The following is an 18,954-nucleotide window of genomic DNA, read 5'->3' as shown; positions in this document are numbered from 1 at the left end:
CTCGCGGGCATCGTTAAGTCGTCGATCGAGCCCGCCATGCGCCTCAAGCTGCTCACCAACCTCAATACCCTGCTGCTGGTTACCGTCTGCGTCGCCCTGGCAGCGACCTTGTGGTGGTCACAGCGTGCACTGCAGCAGCCGGTGCAGCTGATGGAGCGCTACCTGGCGCTGTCCCAGCAGTTCCAGCGCGAGGTTGCCGACAACATCCAGGCCTATCTGGCCAGTGGCAACGCCCTGCAGCACAGCACGGCGACCCAGGCCATCGACACGTTCGACGAGGCCCTCGAACAACTGCCACAGCAGCTGGCCGACGAATTGCGCCCCAGCCTTGAACAGCTGCGTGACTTCAGTGCCAATCAGCTGCTGGCGGCCGGCAAACTGGCTGGCGACCCGCAAGGTCTGCTGCTGCAGGCCGAACGCGAGATGCTCGCCGCACTGGAACAACTGAACCAGTACGCCGCCGATGCCAACCTCCCTGCCGCCAGCGAATATCGCAAGCCCCTGCAGGACGCGGGTTCGCGTCTGCTGAAGCTCGCTCACGCCCGTGAACGGTTCATCAGCCAGGGCCGCAGCGAGCTGTTCGGCGATGTCGAGCGCGAACTCAAGGCCCTTGCTCAGCAGGTTGAGACGCTGGACAAGCTGCCCCTGCTGGGCGTGCAGCAAAGCGACAGCTCCGCCAACATCGGCTTTGCCGCGTTGCTCGGGCTGGATGACGCCCAACAGGAGCAACAAGCGCAGGATCGCGGTATCGAGCTGAAACGCGAACTGGGCACCCTGGTGCGCCGCTACCCAAGTGAACTGCAGCGCACTCGCGAGCTGGTCGAGCAGCGCCAGCAACTGGCCGAGACCACGACCGAGCGCGTGACCCAGGTGCAACAGGAACTGGCAGCGCTGGAGCCTCTGGTCAAGGGTGAGTACGCACGTATCCAGGGCGAGGTGCGGCTGATTCAGGGTCTGATGATCGGCCTGATTCTCTTGATCGCCCTGCTCATCGACCGCATCCAGCGACGCCTGGCGCAGGTGCTCGGCCGCCTGGTTCCAGCGCTTTCACAGTGGGCCAGCGGGGATTTCGCCGCGACGATCAGCATCAATTCTCGCACCCGTGAACTGCGCGATATCGAAGACTCGCTCAACCATCTGCGCCGCTATCTGGTGGAGCTGGTCGCCAGCATCCGCGGCCATGCCGAACAGGTGGCGGGCTCCAGCCGCACCCTGGCCGATCTCAGTGGCGGCCTGCACGGCGGCGCCGAACGTCAGGCCGACGACACTGCACTGATCCGCGACGCCCTGGGCGAGCTGGAAGCGACCATCGGCCAGGTCGCCCAGGATGCCAGCCAGACTGCCGACGCCAGCCGCGACGCCGATCGCGCCCTGGTCCAGGGCCAGCAGGTCATCGGTCAGAGCCTGGAAGGCCTGCACGCTCTGGTCAGCGAAGTTCAGGATAACGCCCAGGCCATCGAACGCCTGGCCGACGAAACCGCCACCATAGGCAGTGTGCTGACGGTGATCCGTGGCATCGCCGAACAAACCAATCTACTCGCCCTGAATGCCGCCATCGAGGCAGCGCGGGCCGGTGAGGCCGGGCGAGGTTTCGCCGTGGTCGCCGACGAAGTGCGCTCGCTGTCGCAACGCACCGGCAGCGCCACCGCAGAGATCCAGGACGTGATCGGTCGTCTGCAACAAGCCGCGCACCAGTCGGTGCAAGCCATGCGCGCCCAGGTCGAACATGCCGAAGCGACAGCAGGCAAAGCCGAGGCAGCGGACGGAGCACTGGACGAGATTGTCAGCGCCATTCGTACCATCGCCAGCATGGCCGAACGCATCGCCGAGGCCACCGCGCAGCAGGGCGACGCGGTCAGCGAGATTCGCGAACACGGGGAGCGCATCCATCAACTGGGTGACGACAACCTTGGCCTGATCGCCAGCGGACGCAATGAAAGCGAACGCCTGCTGCACCTTGGCGGCCAGTTACACAGCGCCGTACAGGCGTTTCGCGTATAGCCGCCTGCGACACGGCGGCGCAGAGCGCTTTTCATCGGGAACTCGACAAGGCCGGCATTTTCCAAGGTTCCGCTCATCCCTTGCATTCGACGCTCCGGCGTGGCGACCGCGATGCAATTGGGCACTTTCCGGTATCATGCCGCCCTCTTTCGCCGAGATATTTCCCCGATGTCACTGCGTCGTCTGTTGCTTCCCCTGCTCCTGCTCTGCCTGAGCCTACCCGCCAGTGCCGGCCTGTTCGATCAGCGTCCGGCCGCTTCGCCGATTGGCGCGCCGCTGAACAACAGCAGCGATTTCCTGCCCGTACGCGAAGCCTTCAAGCTGAGCCTGGTGAGCAGCGATACGCAGAGCGTGACCCTGCGCTTCGTCGCAGCCGAGGGCTACTACCTCTATCGCCATCGCCTGAATTTCAGCGTGGAGCCAGCGGATCTGACACTCGGCCAGGCCGAGCTGCCCGCCGGCCAGGCCAAGCACGACGAGTTCTTCGGTGATGTCGAGGTTTATTACGGCGTGCTGGACGTGCGTGTGCCGCTGGATAACCCGGACAACCGTCCGCTGCGCCTGCAGGTCGGCTACCAGGGTTGCGCCGACAAGGGCCTGTGCTATCCGCCGGAAACCGAATTCATCGAGATTGGCGAGATGCCCGCTGCCATCAGTGGCGCTGCGGCACCCGTGGCAACCGGCTGGACCTGGAAAGACCTGGCGCTGTTCTTCCTCGCCGGGCTGGGCCTGACCTTCACCCCCTGCGTGCTACCCATGCTGCCGATTCTCTCCGGCGTGGTGCTGCGCGGTCGCCCGAGCAATGCCCGCGGGCTGGTCCTGTCGCTCGCCTACGTGCTGCCGATGGCGGCCTGCTATGCCGTGCTGGGTGCGCTGATGGGGCTGTTCGGCGCCGGTCTCAACCTGCAGGCCATGCTGCAGTCACCCTGGGTCCTGGTGCCCTTCGCCGTCTTCTTCGGCGTGTTCGCCATGGCAATGTTCGGTGTCTTCGAACTGCGCCTGCCGGCCTTCATACGCGACCGTCTCGACCAGCGCGCCAGCCAGACCCGGGGCGGCACCATCGCCGGGGCCGCGACCCTGGGCGTGCTGTCGAGCCTGATCGTGTCGCCCTGCATCACCGCGCCCCTGACCGCCCTGCTGCTCTATATCAGCAGCACTGGCGACGCCGTCGGTGGCGGCCTGCAACTGTTCGCCCTGGGCCTGGGCATGGGCACGCCGCTGGTGCTGTTCGGTGCGGGCGGCGGCGCCCTGCTGCCGAAGTCCGGCCCGTGGCTGGTCACCGTGCGCAACGCCTTCGGCGTGATGCTCCTGGCGGTGTCCGTCTGGCTGCTCGAACGCGTGCTGCCGGGCAGCCTCAGCCTGGCCCTGTGGGGCCTGCTGGCCGGTGGCGTAGCGGTGTTTCTCGGCGCACTGGAATTCGGCCCCAAGACGCATCGGCAGAAGCTCAGCCAGATCGCCGGCCTAGCCCTGCTGGTCTATGCCCTGGCCGCCTGGGTTGGCGCCCTGCAGGGAGCGACCGACCCGCTCAAGCCGCTCGGTCAGCTGTCGGCCGCTGCCAGCCAGGGCAGCACCAAGAGCGGCGCCTGGCAGACCCTGAGCAGCCCGGCCGAACTGGACGCGGCCCTGGCAGAGGCCAAGGCCGCTGGTCAGCCGCTGCTGCTGGACTGGTACGCCGACTGGTGCATCAGCTGCAAGGTGATCGAGCGCGAGGTGTTCGGCAATGCCGAGGTCGGCAGCAAGCTGGCCGGCTGGCGCCTGATCCGCTTCGACATCACCGAAAGCAACGCTGCCCAGCGCGCGCTGCTGGACCGCTACAAACTATTCGGCCCACCTGCCATCCAACTGTTCGCCGGCAATGGTGACGAATTGCTCGATCTGCGTGTCGTAGGTGAGGTCGATGCCGCCACCTTCGCTGCACGCCTCGATCAGGCTCCCCGCTGAGAAAACCCTCAGGCAATCATCGCGTGCGCCTGGCAGCGACCAAAAACAGCGCTATAGTCATATTTTTGCCGCAAACGGTAGGCATCGTGTCGACTATTGCTGACATCGCGCAGCTGCGGCATAGTCCTGCGCAGCTTGAACAAAAGGAACGCGTACATGGCCACTCTACTGGTGCTGCACGGCCCCAATCTGAACCTGCTGGGCACACGTGAGCCCGACAAATACGGCGCGACCACGTTGGCCGAAATCAATCAGGATCTGGAGCAGCGTGCCCGCGAAGCCGGCCATCATCTGCTGTACCTGCAAAGCAACGCCGAGTACGAACTGATCGACCGCATCCATGCGGCAAAAGGTGAAGGCGTCGACTTCATCCTGATCAACCCTGCCGCTTTTACCCATACAAGCGTCGCATTACGTGACGCGTTGCTGGCAGTGAGCATCCCATTCATCGAAGTGCACCTGTCCAACGTGCACAAGCGTGAACCATTCCGCCATCACTCCTACTTCTCCGACGTTGCAGTAGGGGTGATCTGCGGCCTTGGCGCCAGCGGTTATCGGCTGGCCCTGGAAGCGGCACTCGAACAATTGGCCGGGCGCGCCTGACGCGACGTTCGGTAGACAAGTCCTACCTCACCTCTGGGAGTTGAACCTTCATGGATATCCGTAAAGTCAAGAAACTGATCGAGCTGCTGGAAGAGTCCGGTATCGACGAGCTGGAGATCAAAGAGGGCGAAGAGTCCGTACGCATCAGCCGTCACAGCAAGCAGCCGGCCTATGCTCCGCAGCCGATCTACGCCCAGGCACCGGCTCCGGCCGCCGCGCCTGTCGCTGCTGCCGCTCCGAGCGCTGAAGCTGCTCCGGCTGCCGCACCGAAACTGAACGGCACCGTTGCCCGCTCGCCGATGGTCGGTACCTTCTACCGCGCCGCTTCGCCGACCTCCGGCAACTTCGTCGAAGTCGGTCAGAGCGTGAAGAAAGGCGACATCCTGTGCATCGTCGAAGCGATGAAGATGATGAACCACATCGAAGCCGAAGCCAGCGGCGTGATCGAGTCCATCCTGGTGGAAAACGGCCAGCCGGTTGAGTACGACCAGCCCCTGTTCACCATCGTTTGATGCACGGGGAGCCCGCAATGCAGAAGTTGGAAAAAGTCCTTATCGCCAACCGTGGCGAAATCGCCCTGCGTATCCTGCGTGCCTGCAAGGAGCTGGGTATCAAGACGGTGGCCGTGCACTCCACCGCCGACCGCGAACTGATGCACCTGGGCCTGGCCGACGAATCCGTCTGCATTGGTCCGGCAGCTGGCGCACAGTCGTACCTGAACATCCCGGCCATCATCAGCGCAGCTGAGCTGACCGGCGCCACCGGCATCCACCCAGGTTACGGCTTTCTTGCCGAGAACGCGGACTTCGCCGAGCAGGTGGAAAACTCCGGTTTTGCCTTCATTGGTCCGACCGCCAGCGTGATCCGCCTGATGGGCGACAAGGTGTCGGCCAAGGACGCCATGATCAAGTCCGGCGTACCGGTAGTGCCTGGCTCCGAAGGCCCGCTGCCGGAAGACGAGGAAGAAGCCCTGCGCATCGCCCGTGAAGTGGGCTACCCGGTGATCATCAAGGCCGCTGGCGGCGGCGGTGGTCGCGGCATGCGCGTGGTGCACAAGGAAGAAGACCTGATCAAGTCGGCCAAGCTGACCCGCACCGAAGCCGGTGCAGCGTTCGGCAACCCGATGGTCTATCTGGAAAAATTCCTCGGTAACCCGCGCCACGTCGAAGTTCAGGTGCTGTCCGACGGCCAGGGCAACGCGATTCACCTGTATGACCGCGACTGCTCGCTGCAGCGCCGTCACCAGAAGGTGATCGAAGAGGCTCCGGCCCCGCAGATCGACGAGAAGGCTCGCGCCGAAGTGCTCAAGCGTTGCGTCGATGCCTGCGTGGAGATCGGCTACCGTGGCGCTGGCACCTTCGAGTTCCTCTATGAAGACGGCCGTTTCTACTTCATCGAGATGAACACCCGCGTCCAGGTGGAGCACCCAGTCACCGAGATGGTCACCGGCGTCGACATCGTCAAGGAAATGCTCAGCATCGCCGCTGGCAACAAGCTGTCCATCAAACAGGAAGACGTGAAGATCCTCGGCCATTCCATCGAATGCCGGATCAACGCCGAAGACCCGGACAACTTCATGCCCAGCCCCGGCAAGGTCAAGCACTTCCACGCTCCGGGCGGCAACGGCGTACGCGTCGACTCGCACCTGTACAGCGGTTACAGCGTGCCGCCGCACTACGACTCGCTGATCGGCAAGCTGATCACCTACGGTCGTGACCGTGACGAAGCGATGGCGCGCATGCGCAATGCCCTGGACGAGATCGTCGTCGACGGCATCAAGACCAACGTGCCGCTGCACCGCGATCTGACCCGCGACAAGGGCTTCCTCAAAGGTGCAGTGAACATTCACTACCTGGAGAAGAAGCTGGGCATGGACAAGCACTAAGTCCTGACTCGCTGCATGACAGGGGCTGCCTTCGGGCGGCCCTTGTCGTTTCAGCGGCCGAACTGGCAAGCCGCCTTGCCCTTCAAGTAAGCTGCGCGGCCAAACGCGCGCCCTTCACGAGGTTTCTCATGCCCTGGTTACAAGTCCGTCTCGCCATCACTCCTGAGCAGGCAGAAACCTACGAGGACGCCCTGCTGGAAGTGGGCGCCGTATCGGTGACCTTCATGGACGCCGAAGATCAACCGATCTTCGAGCCGGACCTGGGCACCACGCCGCTGTGGTCGAACACCCATCTGCTCGCCCTGTTCGAAGCCGATACCGACGAGACCGCACTGATCGCCCACCTGCAACTGCTGTGTGGTGGCGCGCTGCCGGATCATCACATCGAGCGTATCGAGGATCAGGACTGGGAGCGCAGCTGGATGGACAACTTCCAGCCGATGCGTTTCGGCCAACGCCTGTGGATCGTGCCGAGCTGGCACGCGGCACCGGAGCCGGACGCGGTCAATCTGCTGCTCGACCCGGGCCTGGCCTTCGGCACCGGCACGCATCCGACCACCGCACTGTGCCTGGAATGGCTCGACGGCCAGAAACTGAACGATTGCAGCGTGATCGACTTCGGTTGCGGCTCCGGCATCCTCGCCATCGCCGCCCTGCTGCTCGGCGCCCCGCAGGCGGTCGGTACCGACATCGACCCGCAGGCCCTCGAAGCCTCGCGTGACAATGCTTCGCGCAACGGCATCGATCCGGCCCGCTTCCCGGTCTATCTGCCTGCCGACATGCCGCAGCAGCCTGCGGATGTGGTCGTCGCCAACATCCTCGCCGGCCCGCTGGTGGCGCTGGCAGCGCAGATCACCGCGCTGGTCAAAGGCGGTGGACGCCTGGCGCTGTCGGGCATCCTCGCCGAACAGGCCGAGGAGGTCCGCGCTGCCTACGCCAGTGCCTTCGACCTCGACCCGACGGCCATCAAGGACGGCTGGGTGCGCATCAGCGGCGTCAAACGCTGAACCGCGCGCAGTCGTTGCGTTAGACTAGCCGCTTGGATTTTCCGGACCCGCGCATGAGCGAAAGCCACGTCACCCAGTGCCCACATTGCCGTACCAGCTTCCGCGTCAGCCAGGCGCAGCTGGCTGCTGCCCATGGCGCAGTACGCTGCGGTGCCTGCCTGCACGTGTTCAATGCCGCCGAACAACTGTTCGGCGCGCGCGGCGCCACACCTGCGCCAACGCCGGACAAGACGGCAACCGCACCGGCCAAGGCTCAAGCTGAATCCACCGCCAAGTCGCCGGCGACCAAGGCGGCTGACGATACGCTGTGGATTCATGACGACCTCGACCTGGACAGCCTCGATCTCGACGAGGAGCTGGCCAGGCTGGAGGAGCAGGAACAACAGCTGTCGCAGCAGTTCCTCGCCCTGGAGCGAGCGCCACGCTACGCCGAGAATTTCGATACCGGTCCGGCGGATGAGCACGAAGACGCACACGACGAAGCCTGGGCCGAAGCGCTGTTGCGCGACGAGCAGGTAGAACGCGAGCGCGCCAGCTTCGAGCTGCAACCCACCGACAAGCAGCCGGCGCCCGGCCTGGCCGAGCCCAAAGCAGCCATTGAATTCGTCGCTCCCATTACGCCGCGCCAGCAGCACACCGTTGCCGATGACCTCGACGAAGCTGACGAGCCACGCCTGGGCAATATCGCTGACGCAGCGGAAGAGCCAGAGCAGCCGGATGAACAGCCAGCAGGCAGCGAGCGCGAAGAGCCGAAAGTGACGCGCAACGAGCCGGGCCTGCGCGAGGAGCGCCTGTTCGAGTTGGACGACGAGCCGCTGCAGCTCGACTGGCAGCAACCACAAGGTCGCTCCTGGGGCCGCCTGTTCGGCTGGGGATTGCTCAATCTGTTGGCAGCGGGCGGCCTGCTCGCGCAATACGCCGCCTACAACTTCGATGAACTGGCGCGCCAGGATCGCTATCGCCCCTGGCTCGAACAGCTGTGCCCGAACATCGGCTGCACCCTGCCGTCGAAAGTCGACATCAGCCAGATTCGCAGCAGCAACCTGGTGGTGCGCAGCCACCCCGAGTTCTCCGGCGCCCTGATCGTCGACGCCATCCTGTATAACCGCGCCCCTTTCGCCCAGCCCTTCCCGCTGCTGGAAATGCGCTTCGCCGACCTCGGCGGACAACTGGTCGCCAGTCGTCGCTTCAAACCCAGCGAGTACCTCGCTGGCGAACTGGCAGGACAGCACGAAATGCCGCCACAGACGCCCATTCACATCTCCCTGGACATCCTCGACCCGGGCCCGCGCGCTGTGAACTACAGCCTCAGCTTCCACTCCCCCGAGTAGCCTGCAGACGCCGCGACCCGTGGTCGCAGGCCGTCTATCTAACTACTGGCGATAAGCCCATAGCTGTTCAGAATTTGTTCAAAACGACCTTTATCCGGTCATCCAGAGCGGGTATCATGCCCACCCTTTCGCGAGCACCGACCCACCATCGTATCCCCCGAGGACACAGTGGAGGCCAGGTGTTGATCGCCCTTTGTCTCAACTGCGAACCAACAAGCAGGGACGCCCCATGTCGGCCCCACGTATTGGCCCCTACACATTGCCCAATCGGTTGATCCTGGCCCCCATGGCCGGTGTAACCGATCGCCCGTTCCGCCAGCTGTGCCGCGATCTTGGCGCCGGCCTGGTGGTATCGGAGATGGTCACCAGCGATGTGCGCCTGTGGAATAGCCGCAAGTCCAGCCTGCGCCTGCTGCATAGCGGTGATCCCGAGCCGCGCTCGGTGCAGATCGCCGGTGGCGACCCGCAGATGATGGCCGACGCCGCACGCAAGAACGTCGAGCTGGGCGCACAGATCATCGACATCAACATGGGTTGCCCGGCCAAGAAGGTCTGCAACAAGGCCGCCGGCTCCGCCCTGCTGCGCGACGAGCCACTGGTACGCGAGATCCTCGATGCGGTGATCGGCGCGGTGGACGTGCCCGTGACCCTGAAGATCCGCACCGGCTGGGACCGCCAGAACAAGAACGGCGTCACCGTGGCAAAGATCGCCGAAGATGCCGGCATCACTGCACTTTCCGTACACGGCCGCACCCGCGCCGACCTGTACACCGGCGAAGCCGAGTACGACACCATCGCTGCCATCAAGCAGGCGATCAGCATTCCGGTGTTCGCCAACGGCGACATCGACTCCCCACAAAAAGCCAAGGCCGTGCTCGACGCCACCGGCGCCGATGCCCTGCTGATCGGCCGCGCCGCTCAGGGCCGGCCGTGGATATTCCGTGAAATCGAGCACTATCTGCGCACCGGCGAAACCCTGCCGGCACCGAGCCTGCTCGAAGTGGAACGCATCCTGCTGGAACACCTGGCCGCACTGCACGCCTTCTACGGCGAATTGATGGGTGTACGCATCGCCCGCAAGCATGTCGGCTGGTATCTGGCAACCCTGCCGGGCGCCAGGGAGTTTCGCGCCCAGTTCAACCGTCTGGACAGTACGGACGCACAGTGCGCCAACGTTCGCGAGTTCTTCCGCGAACGGCATAACGATGGAAACGAGGTGGCCGCATGACGTTGATGACAGAGACCCTAGTGAGTGGAATTGCACCCGTGAGTGACAACACCAGCCTTAAACAGCACCTGAACACGCCGAGCGAAGAGGGCCAGACCCTGCGCGGTTCCGTGGAGAAGGCGCTGCATAACTACTTCGCCCACCTTGAGGGCGCGGACGTCACCGACGTGTACAACCTGGTGCTCACCGAAGTCGAAGCGCCGCTGCTGGAAACCGTCATGAATTACGTGAAAGGTAACCAGACCAAGGCTTCCGAGCTGCTCGGCCTGAACCGTGGCACGCTGCGCAAAAAGCTCAAGCAGTACGATCTGCTATAACCCTGAATTCCCGAAAAGGGCGGCCCGCATGAGCCGCCTTTTTTGCTGATATCCCCGCTCTGATGGATAGTGAAATGACCGACCAGACCACCCTTCTGCCTGTGCGCCGCGCGCTGATCAGCGTTTCCGACAAGACTGGCGTCCTCGAATTCGCTCGCGAACTGGCCGCCCTCGGTGTCGAGATTCTCTCCACCGGCGGCACCTACAAGCTGCTCAAGGACAACGGCGTAGCCGCAGTGGAAGTGGCCGACTACACCGGCTTCCCGGAGATGATGGACGGCCGCGTGAAGACCCTGCACCCGAAGATCCACGGCGGCATCCTCGGCCGTCGTGCGCTGGACGGCGCGGTGATGGACGAGCACGGCATCAAGCCGATCGATCTGGTAGCGGTCAATCTGTATCCCTTCGAAGCCACAGTGGCCAAGCCTGACTGCGATCTGGCCGATGCCATCGAGAACATCGACATCGGCGGCCCGACCATGGTCCGCAGCGCGGCGAAGAACCACAAGGATGTAGCCATCGTGGTCAACACCGGCGATTACGCCGGCATCGTCACCTCGCTGAAAGCTGGCGGCCTGAGCTACGCCCAGCGCTTCGATCTGGCCCTGAAAGCCTTCGAGCACACCGCGGCCTACGACGGCATGATCGCCAACTACCTGGGCACCATCGACCAGGCGCGTGACACCCTGTCCACCGAAGGCCGTGGCGCCTTCCCGCGCACCTTCAACAGCCAGTTCGTCAAGGCGCAGGAAATGCGCTACGGCGAGAACCCGCACCAGAGCGCGGCGTTCTACGTGGAAGCGAAGAAGGGCGAAGCCAGCGTCTCCACCGCCATCCAGCTGCAGGGCAAGGAACTGTCGTTCAACAACGTGGCCGACACCGACGCCGCGCTGGAATGCGTGAAGAGCTTCGTCAAGCCGGCCTGCGTCATCGTCAAGCACGCCAACCCGTGCGGCGTTGCCGTGGTTCCGGAGGACGAAGGCGGCATCCGCAAGGCCTACGACCTGGCCTACGCCACCGACACCGAGTCGGCCTTCGGCGGCATCATCGCCTTCAACCGCGAGCTGGACGGCGAAACCGCCAAGGCCATCGTCGAGCGCCAGTTCGTCGAAGTGATCATCGCGCCGAAAATCTCCCAGGCTGCCCGCGACGTGGTCGCCGCCAAGGCCAACGTGCGCCTGCTCGAGTGCGGCGAATGGCCGGCCGAACGTGCTGCCGGCTGGGACTTCAAGCGCGTCAATGGCGGCCTGCTGGTACAGAGCCGCGACATCGGCATGATCAAGGCAGAAGACCTGAAGATCGTCACCCAGCGCGCGCCGAGCGAGCAGGAAATCCATGACCTGATCTTCGCCTGGAAAGTGGCCAAGTTCGTCAAATCCAACGCCATCGTCTACGCCAAGAACCGCCAGACCGTCGGCGTCGGCGCCGGCCAGATGAGCCGCGTCAACTCTGCGCGCATCGCCGCGATCAAGGCCGAGCACGCTGGCCTGCCGGTACCAGGCGCAGTCATGGCCTCCGACGCCTTCTTCCCCTTCCGCGACGGCATCGACAACGCCGCCAAGGCCGGCATCACCGCAGTGATCCAGCCCGGTGGTTCGATGCGCGACAACGAAGTGATCGCCGCGGCTGACGAAGCCGGCATTGCCATGGTGTTCACCTCGATGCGTCATTTCCGTCATTGATTGGCTGGTGGATGGCTTCGGCCATCCACCCTACGTCACTCGAAATGTGTAGAACGTAGCCCGGATGAAATCCGGGGGACACCCTAATTGAAAGCCCCGGATTGCATCCGGGCTACGCTCAGGAGAACCCCATGAACGTACTGATCATCGGCAGCGGCGGCCGTGAGCACGCCCTGGCCTGGAAAGTGGCGCAGGACCCGCGCATCGAAAAAGTCTTCGTTGCCCCAGGCAACGCCGGCACCGCCGTCGAAGCCAAGTGCGAGAACGTCGCCATCGACGTGCTGGCCATCGAACAGCTTGCTGATTTCGCCGAGAAGAACGTGCAGCTGACCATCGTCGGCCCGGAAGCACCGCTGGTCAAAGGTGTGGTCGACCTGTTCCGCACACGCAAGCTGGACATCTTCGGCCCCACCGCCGCTGCTGCCCAGCTGGAAGGCTCCAAGGCCTTCACCAAGGACTTCCTGGCACGGCACAAGATCCCCACCGCCGACTACCAGAACTTCACCGAGATCGAGCCGGCGCTGGCCTACCTGCGTGAGAAAGGCGCACCGATCGTGATCAAGGCCGACGGCCTGGCCGCCGGTAAAGGCGTGATCGTCGCCATGACCCTGACCGAAGCCGAAGACGCTGTGCGCGACATGCTCGCCGGCAATGCCTTCGGTGACGCCGGTTCGCGCGTGGTGATCGAGGAATTCCTCGATGGTGAGGAAGCCAGCTTTATCGTCATGGTCGACGGCGAGAACGTGCTGCCGATGGCCACCAGCCAGGATCACAAACGTGTCGGCGACGCCGATACCGGCCCGAACACCGGCGGCATGGGCGCCTACTCGCCGGCTCCGGTGGTCACCGCCGAGGTGCACAAGCGTGTGATGGACGAGGTGATCTACCCGACCGTGCGCGGTATGGCCAGCGAAGGCAATGTCTACACCGGTTTCCTCTACGCCGGCCTGATGATCGACAAATCCGGCGCGCCGAAAGTCATCGAGTTCAACTGCCGCTTCGGCGACCCGGAAACCCAGCCGATCATGTGCCGCCTGGAAAGCTCCCTGGTGCTGTTGGTAGAAGCCGCCCTGGCCAAGGCACTGGACAAGGTCGAAGCGACCTGGGACCCGCGTCCGACCGTGGGCGTGGTGCTAGCTGCCGGCGGCTACCCGGGCGACTACGCCAAAGGCGATGTGATCGAAGGTCTGGATGACGCCGCACAGCTCGACGGCAAGGTGTTTCACGCTGGCACCGCACTGAAGGACGGCCAGATCGTCACTGCTGGCGGTCGTGTGCTGTGCGCCACCGCCATCGGCTCCAGCGTGGCCGATGCCCAGCAGCAGGCCTACCGCCTGGCCGAGAAGATTCGCTGGAACGGCATGTTCCACCGTAACGACATCGGCTATCGGGCCATCGCCCGCGAACACGGCGAAGACTGAGGCCGCTTGGGCAGTACGGCGCAGCAGGCCAATAAAATGCCGCGCTACGCCGTATTCCCCCGAGCAAATGCTTGGCTATAATCCGGCCACTCATTTAGAAGGATTTGCCCGTGCGCCGGCTCAGGATTGCCATCGGACTACTCGCCAGCCTGCTGTTCTTCGGCCTTGCCCTGACAGCCACTGCGAACACAGCCCAGACCAGCGTACAGGGTTGGTCCTACCTGGTTGACGAAAGCGCTCGCCTGGGCCTGCAAGAAGTGCGCGCCCAACGCCAGCAGTTCAAGCCCCTCAGCAAGCAGTCCTTCACCTTCCCGCCCAGCGACCACGCCGTCTGGCTTCGCGCCAAGCTCGCGCCGCAACAGCAACCCGCCTGGCTGTGGATCTTCTCGCCACGGGTGCAGTACCTCGATTACTACCTGCTCAAAGACGGCGAACTGGAGCAGAGCCTGCACACCGGCGAGGCCATGCCACTGGACTCGCGGCCGCTACCGTCGCGGTTCTACCTGATGCCGCTGCCAAATGATGGCCAGGCCCGCGTCGCCTATGTCCGCCTGACGTCCAACCACCCGCTGATGACCTGGTTCAAGGTCATGGACCAGGCCGAGCTGGTCAGCCTGGAAAAACCCGCCTACCTCTACGGCATGCTGTTCGGCGCCCTGCTCCTGCTGACCCTGTACAACCTCATCCGCTTCATCTACAGCCGCAGCGCCAGTGGCCTGTGGCTGGCCGGGGTGAACATCGGCCTGGCGGTGTGCTCGTCGGCCAACCTCGGTATCTTCGCTCAGTGGTTGCCCAGCCTGGGCTACAACCAGTCCTTGATCGCCGACCTCTCGGCGCTGTTCGCCGCCTTCAGCGCCTTGGCCTTCGGCCTCAGCTTCATGCACCGCACGCCGGTGCAGCACAGCCCACTGAACCGTCTGCTGCAGGGCAATGCCCTGCTGATCCTGGTCTATGCACTGTGCATCGTCGTCACCGGCCTGTTCTGGTTCAGCTCGCTGGTCTACCTGCTGGTGGTCCTGAGCGCGATCAACCTGCTGGTGGTAAGCGGCCTGCACTGGCGCGCCGGTTATCAGCCGGCACGCCTGATCACCATCGGCATGCTGGTGTTCAACATGGGCTTCGGCATCTTCGTGCCGGTGCTGCTGGGCTTCGATCAGCTCAACCCGGGTTGGCTGGTGCTGGGCGTGTTCAGCGTCGCCACCCTGGCCGGACTTATCCTCAGCGTGTCGCTGACCGAGCGGCAGCGGCAGATCCAGAGCGAAACCCTGCTGGAGCATACCGCCCTCGCCGCCAGCAGCGCCGAACTGCGCGCCAAGGCCGAATTCCTGGCCAAGATCAGCCACGAGATCCGCACGCCGATGAACGGCGTGCTGGGCATGACCGAGCTGCTGCTGGGCACGCCCCTGTCGGCCAAGCAGCGCGACTACGTACAGACCATCCACAGCTCGGGCAATGAGCTACTTACGCTGATCAACGAAATCCTCGACATCTCCAAGCTGGAGTCCGGGCAGATCGAACTGGACGACGTGCAGTTCGACCTCGGCGCCCTGATCGAAGACTGCCTCGACATCTTCCGCGCCAAGGCCGAGCAGCAGCGTGTGGAGCTGATCAGCTTCATCCAGCCGCAAGTGCCACGGGTGATCAGCGGCGATCCGACGCGCCTGCGTCAGGCCCTGCTGAGCCTGCTGGACAACGCTTTCAAACAGACCGACGAAGGCGAGATCCTGCTGGTTGCCGCCCTGGACAGCAGCGACGGACAGCATCGCCTGCGCGTCGCCGTGCAGGACAGCGGCCGGCCGCTGCTGCCGGAAGAGCGCGACGCGCTGCTCAATGCCGAACTGCAAAGCCGTGACTTCCTGGCTGCCACCCGCCTCGGTGGGCGTCTTGGCCTGATCATCGCGCGCCAGCTGGTACGCCTGATGGGCGGCGAATTCGGCATTCAGGGCAGTGGCAACCAGGGCACCACCCTGTGGCTGACCCTGCCGCTGGACGCCGCCCGCCTGGAACAACCGGAAACCGATCTGGACAGCCCCCTGCAGGGCGCGCGCCTGCTGGTGGTGGACGACAACGACACCTGCCGCAAGGTGCTGATGCAGCAATGCAACGCCTGGGGCATGCAGGTCAGCGCGGTGCCCTCCGGCAAGGAAGCACTGGCCCTGCTGCGCACCAAGGCGCACATGCGTGAGTACTTCGACGCGGTGCTGCTCGATCAGGACATGCCGGGCATGACTGGCATGCAGCTGGCCGCCAAGATCAAGGAAGACCCGAGCCTCAACCACGACATCCTGATCATCATGCTCACCGGCATCAGCAATGCGCCGAGCAAGGTGATCGCCCGCAACGCCGGGATCAAGCGCATCCTGGCCAAGCCGGTGGCCGGTTACACGCTCAAGACCACCCTGGCCGACGAGCTGGCCCAGCGTCCCAACGACACCCCGGCGCAGGCTGCACCGACGCCGGTGAGCACGCCGCTGAACGTGCCGGAGGACTTCCGCATTCTGGTGGCCGAAGACAACAGCATCTCGACCAAGGTGATTCGCGGCATGCTCGGCAAGCTCAACCTCAAGCCGGACACTGCCAGCAACGGCGAGGAAGCCCTCAGCGCGATGAAAGCGCAGCCCTACGACCTGGTGTTGATGGACTGCGAAATGCCGGTGCTCGACGGCTTCTCTGCCACCGAACAGCTGCGCGCCTGGGAAAAGAGCGAGAAACGCCCGCGCACTCCGGTGGTGGCGCTGACCGCGCACATCCTCAACGAACACAAGGAGCGCGCGCGCGCCGTGGGCATGGACGGGCACATGTCCAAGCCGGTCGAACTGTCGCAATTGCGCGAACTGATCGAGCACTGGATCGCCGAGCGCGAACTGCGTCGCCAGCGTGACGCGCTGCCACACTGATAGTTCTTCTTACCTTTACTGCCTTTCTGCGAGCCTGCCGCCATGGCGTCCGAGTTGTTCAGCCTGTACCTGAAGATGCTGGTGCTCTACAGCCCCTTCTTCGTCCTCTCCTGCTTCATCGGCCTGAGTCGCGGCTACACCCTCAAGGAGCGCAAGCGCCTGGCCTGGAAAGTGGCGCTGGCCACGCTGATCGCCAGCGTGCTGCTGTACCTGTTCGGCAAGCACATCTTCACCCTGTTCGGCATCACCATCGATGCCTTCCGCATCGGCGCGGGTTCGGTGCTGTTCATCTCTGCCCTCGGCATGGCCCAGGGCAAGTCGGCGGTACAGAGCGACAACGTGCAGCAGGACGTGACCATCGTGCCGCTGACCATCCCGCTGACCGTCGGCCCCGGCACCATCGGTGCCCTGCTGCTGATGGGCGCCAGCCAGCCGCACTGGGACGACAAGCTGGTGGCGGTGGCAGCGATCTTCCTCGCCAGCCTCACCGTCGGCGTGGTGCTGTACCTGTCCAACCAGTTCGAGCGCCTGCTCGGTGACCAGGGCCTGCAGATCGTCAGCCGCCTGATGGGCCTGTTCGTCTGCGCCCTGGCCGCCCAGATCATCTTCACCGGAGTGAAGAACTACCTGGTGCCGTAACGCCATGACAGGCGCATGACCTGCCCCGGATTTCATCCGGGCTACGCCACTGGCCCTACGATCCCCTAGGGTGCGCTGCGCGCACCGCCAGCCCCAGAACCTTGCACCATTCGTTTGCAGTCCAGCCCCACCTCGGTGCAGCGCCTCGCGCCAAAAACCCTGCCGCTGCCCTGAACCCCCCGAAAATACGGGCCTGCGCAAAACTGGCACCCTCATTGCTCTAACGATTCCAACTTGGATACAAGATGGAATCTCGAAGCATGTCCAACGCACCTATCGCGTTCACCCTCGCGCAGTGGCAACAGGCCTACCGCGATGGCCAATCCCCTGCCGAACTGCTGCACGCCCTGCGCCTTGAACTGCGCACTGACGACAGCGCCTGGATCGCCCTGGCCAGCGAAGCCCAGCTCGATGCCCAGCTCGATGCCCTGGCCACCTCGCTGGAAGGCTCAGCTGGCGACCTGAGCAAGCTGCCGCTGTACGGCGTGCCCTTCGCCGTCAAGGACAACATCGATGCCGCCGGCTGGCCCACCACGGCCGCCTGCCCCGAGTTCGCCTACCAGGCCGAGGCCGATGCCAGCGTGGTCGCCCGCCTGCGCGCCGCCGGCGCAATCCTGATCGGCAAGACCAACCTTGACCAGTTCGCCACCGGCCTGGTCGGCACCCGTTCGCCCCATGGCGCAGTGCCCAACAGCTTCAACCCGGACTACGTCAGCGGCGGTTCCAGCTCCGGTTCGGCCAGCGTCGTGGCGCGCGGCCTGGTGCCCTTCTCTCTCGGCACCGACACCGCAGGCTCCGGCCGCGTACCGGCCGGCTTCAACAATATCGTCGGGCTCAAGCCGACCAAGGGCTGGCTGCCCAATACCGGCCTGGTGCCGGCCTGCCGCACAGTCGACTGCATCTCGGTGTTCGCCCTGACCGTCGCTGATGCCCTGGCCGTGGCCAATATCGCCGGCGGCTATGACGCCACCGATGCCTACAGCCGGCAGAACCCGAACAGCGCCAAGGTCGGCATGCCTGCCCAGCCGCGCCTGGCCGTGCCAGCCAACCCCGAGTTCTTCGGCGACAGCCAGAACCAGGCTGTCTACGAGGCAGCTCTGGGCACACTACGTGAACTGGGCGCCGAGCTGGTGGAGATCGATTTCGCCCCCTTCCAGCAACTGGCCGAGCAGCTCTACTACGGCCCCTGGGTCGCCGAGCGCACCGTCGCTGTGGAAGGCGTGAACCCCGAACACATCAACCCGGTGGTGCGCGGCATCGTCGAGAACGGTCACCAGTACAGCGCCTGCGATGCCTACAAGGCCGAATACATTCGCGCCGAACTGAGCCGCCGCATCAACGACGCCCTGGCCGGCTTCGACGCCCTTGTGGTGCCCACCTCGCCAACCATCCGCAGCCTGGCCGAGATGGAAGCCGAACCGGTGCTGTTCAACAGCCAGTTCGGCACCTATACCAACTTCACCAACCTGGCTGACCTGTCCGCGCTGGCGATTCCCGCCGGCTTTCGTCAGGACGGTCTGCCCGCCGGCATCACCCTGATCGCCCCGGCCTGGCATGACCAGGCCCTGGCCGCCTTCGGCCAGCGCTGGCAGCAAGCAGTCAATCTGCCGCTGGGCGCCACCGGCAAGCCATTGCCCAAGCAAAGTCCCAGCGACAAGCCGGCGCCGGGGTGCATCCGTGTCGCCGTGGTCGGCGCGCACCTGACCGGTATGCCGCTGAACTTCCAGCTCAGCACACGCGATGCGGTGCTGGTGGAACAGACCACCAGCGCCGCGCATTACCGCCTCTATGCCCTGCCCGGCACCGTGCCGCCGAAACCTGGCCTGGCGCGGGTCGCCGAGGACGGTGCCGATATCATCGTCGAGCTGTGGGATGTGCCGCAGGCGCGCTTTGGCGAGTTCGTCGCCGAGATCCCACCACCGTTGGGCATCGGCAACCTGGAGTTGGCCGACGGCCGCTGGGTCAAGGGTTTCATCTGCGAGCCCTACGCGCTGGATGGCGC

The 18,954-nt window shown here is 64.5% G+C and carries 15 protein-coding genes; 14 read left to right on the top strand and 1 reads right to left on the bottom strand.

Annotated elements, in window-relative coordinates; genetic code table 11:
• Positions 1-36: 36 nt before the first annotated feature.
• Positions 37-2,001, top strand: coding sequence for a methyl-accepting chemotaxis protein (locus PCLY_RS14905; protein ID WP_061240427.1), 1,965 nt, complete (start codon positions 37-39; stop codon positions 1,999-2,001).
• Between the two features lie 168 nt (positions 2,002-2,169).
• Entirely contained in the window at positions 2,170-3,942 is a 1,773-nt protein-coding gene (locus PCLY_RS14900; protein ID WP_061240426.1) for a protein-disulfide reductase DsbD, read from the top strand.
• Between the two features lie 8 nt (positions 3,943-3,950).
• Here PCLY_RS14900 and PCLY_RS24875 read toward each other — a convergent pair whose 3' ends face one another.
• Entirely contained in the window at positions 3,951-4,100 is a 150-nt protein-coding gene (locus PCLY_RS24875; RefSeq protein ID WP_156458606.1) for a hypothetical protein, read from the bottom strand.
• Here PCLY_RS24875 and aroQ point away from each other — a divergent pair.
• From aroQ to atzF, 12 genes are all read left to right on the top strand, one after another.
• Positions 4,099-4,545 (top strand): type II 3-dehydroquinate dehydratase, encoded by a 447-nt coding sequence (aroQ, locus tag PCLY_RS14895; RefSeq protein WP_017678760.1) that lies wholly within the window; start codon positions 4,099-4,101, stop codon positions 4,543-4,545. The two genes, PCLY_RS24875 and aroQ, sit on opposite strands and share 2 nt — an antisense overlap.
• Positions 4,546-4,595: 50 nt before the next feature.
• Positions 4,596-5,057, top strand: coding sequence for an acetyl-CoA carboxylase biotin carboxyl carrier protein (gene accB, locus PCLY_RS14890; protein WP_061240425.1), 462 nt, complete (start codon positions 4,596-4,598; stop codon positions 5,055-5,057).
• Positions 5,058-5,074: 17 nt separating this feature from the next.
• Complete coding sequence (accC, locus tag PCLY_RS14885) at positions 5,075-6,430, top strand: acetyl-CoA carboxylase biotin carboxylase subunit (RefSeq protein ID WP_061240424.1); 1,356 nt, start codon at positions 5,075-5,077, stop codon at positions 6,428-6,430.
• A gap of 128 nt (positions 6,431-6,558) precedes the next feature.
• The gene (gene prmA, locus PCLY_RS14880) at positions 6,559-7,437 is read left to right on the top strand and encodes a 50S ribosomal protein L11 methyltransferase (protein ID WP_061240423.1); all 879 of its coding nucleotides are present in this window, start codon (positions 6,559-6,561) and stop codon (positions 7,435-7,437) included.
• Positions 7,438-7,490: 53 nt separating this feature from the next.
• Positions 7,491-8,768, top strand: a complete 1,278-nt coding sequence (locus PCLY_RS14875; protein ID WP_061240422.1) for a DUF3426 domain-containing protein — start codon at positions 7,491-7,493, stop codon at positions 8,766-8,768.
• 229 nt (positions 8,769-8,997) lie between these two features.
• Positions 8,998-9,996, top strand: a complete 999-nt coding sequence (gene dusB, locus PCLY_RS14870; RefSeq protein WP_061240421.1) for a tRNA dihydrouridine synthase DusB — start codon at positions 8,998-9,000, stop codon at positions 9,994-9,996.
• The gene (gene fis / locus PCLY_RS14865; RefSeq protein WP_061240420.1) at positions 9,993-10,313 is read left to right on the top strand and encodes a DNA-binding transcriptional regulator Fis; all 321 of its coding nucleotides are present in this window, start codon (positions 9,993-9,995) and stop codon (positions 10,311-10,313) included. Before dusB ends, fis begins: the two co-directional genes overlap by 4 nt.
• A 74-nt stretch (positions 10,314-10,387) precedes the next feature.
• Positions 10,388-11,995, top strand: a complete 1,608-nt coding sequence (purH, locus tag PCLY_RS14860; protein ID WP_061240419.1) for a bifunctional phosphoribosylaminoimidazolecarboxamide formyltransferase/IMP cyclohydrolase — start codon at positions 10,388-10,390, stop codon at positions 11,993-11,995.
• Positions 11,996-12,126: 131 nt separating this feature from the next.
• Positions 12,127-13,416: a phosphoribosylamine--glycine ligase gene (purD, locus tag PCLY_RS14855; protein WP_061240418.1), complete on the top strand. Its 1,290-nt coding sequence runs from the start codon at positions 12,127-12,129 to the stop codon at positions 13,414-13,416.
• Between the two features lie 110 nt (positions 13,417-13,526).
• Positions 13,527-16,313: a hybrid sensor histidine kinase/response regulator gene (locus PCLY_RS14850; RefSeq protein ID WP_061240417.1), complete on the top strand. Its 2,787-nt coding sequence runs from the start codon at positions 13,527-13,529 to the stop codon at positions 16,311-16,313.
• 42 nt (positions 16,314-16,355) lie between these two features.
• Complete coding sequence (locus PCLY_RS14845) at positions 16,356-16,952, top strand: MarC family protein (protein ID WP_024306831.1); 597 nt, start codon at positions 16,356-16,358, stop codon at positions 16,950-16,952.
• Between the two features lie 260 nt (positions 16,953-17,212).
• A partial coding sequence (gene atzF / locus PCLY_RS14840; protein ID WP_197432194.1) for an allophanate hydrolase occupies positions 17,213-18,954 on the top strand: 1,742 nt, incomplete at its 3' end.

It is taken from the genome of Ectopseudomonas composti (assembly GCF_001567565.1).
In the GTDB taxonomy this organism is placed as follows: domain Bacteria; phylum Pseudomonadota; class Gammaproteobacteria; order Pseudomonadales; family Pseudomonadaceae; genus Aquipseudomonas; species Aquipseudomonas composti_A.
Note: the sequence above shows the minus strand (reverse complement) of the source record. Positions and strands in the feature narration are given on the sequence as shown.

What these genes read in the sequence shown, in the direction of transcription:
- accB (WP_061240425.1), top strand. Translation starts at nt 4,596, where the DNA reads ATGGATATCCGTAAAGTCAAGAAACTGATCGAGCTGCTGGAAGAGTCC.
- purH (WP_061240419.1), top strand. Translation starts at nt 10,388, where the DNA reads ATGACCGACCAGACCACCCTTCTGCCTGTGCGCCGCGCGCTGATCAGC.
- fis (WP_061240420.1), top strand. Translation starts at nt 9,993, where the DNA reads ATGACGTTGATGACAGAGACCCTAGTGAGTGGAATTGCACCCGTGAGT.
- PCLY_RS14875 (WP_061240422.1), top strand. Translation starts at nt 7,491, where the DNA reads ATGAGCGAAAGCCACGTCACCCAGTGCCCACATTGCCGTACCAGCTTC.
- PCLY_RS14845 (WP_024306831.1), top strand. Translation starts at nt 16,356, where the DNA reads ATGGCGTCCGAGTTGTTCAGCCTGTACCTGAAGATGCTGGTGCTCTAC.
- purD (WP_061240418.1), top strand. Translation starts at nt 12,127, where the DNA reads ATGAACGTACTGATCATCGGCAGCGGCGGCCGTGAGCACGCCCTGGCC.
- dusB (WP_061240421.1), top strand. Translation starts at nt 8,998, where the DNA reads ATGTCGGCCCCACGTATTGGCCCCTACACATTGCCCAATCGGTTGATC.
- PCLY_RS24875 (WP_156458606.1), bottom strand. Translation starts at nt 4,100, where the DNA reads ATGTACGCGTTCCTTTTGTTCAAGCTGCGCAGGACTATGCCGCAGCTG.
- PCLY_RS14900 (WP_061240426.1), top strand. Translation starts at nt 2,170, where the DNA reads ATGTCACTGCGTCGTCTGTTGCTTCCCCTGCTCCTGCTCTGCCTGAGC.
- prmA (WP_061240423.1), top strand. Translation starts at nt 6,559, where the DNA reads ATGCCCTGGTTACAAGTCCGTCTCGCCATCACTCCTGAGCAGGCAGAA.
- aroQ (WP_017678760.1), top strand. Translation starts at nt 4,099, where the DNA reads ATGGCCACTCTACTGGTGCTGCACGGCCCCAATCTGAACCTGCTGGGC.
- PCLY_RS14905 (WP_061240427.1), top strand. Translation starts at nt 37, where the DNA reads ATGCGCCTCAAGCTGCTCACCAACCTCAATACCCTGCTGCTGGTTACC.
- accC (WP_061240424.1), top strand. Translation starts at nt 5,075, where the DNA reads ATGCAGAAGTTGGAAAAAGTCCTTATCGCCAACCGTGGCGAAATCGCC.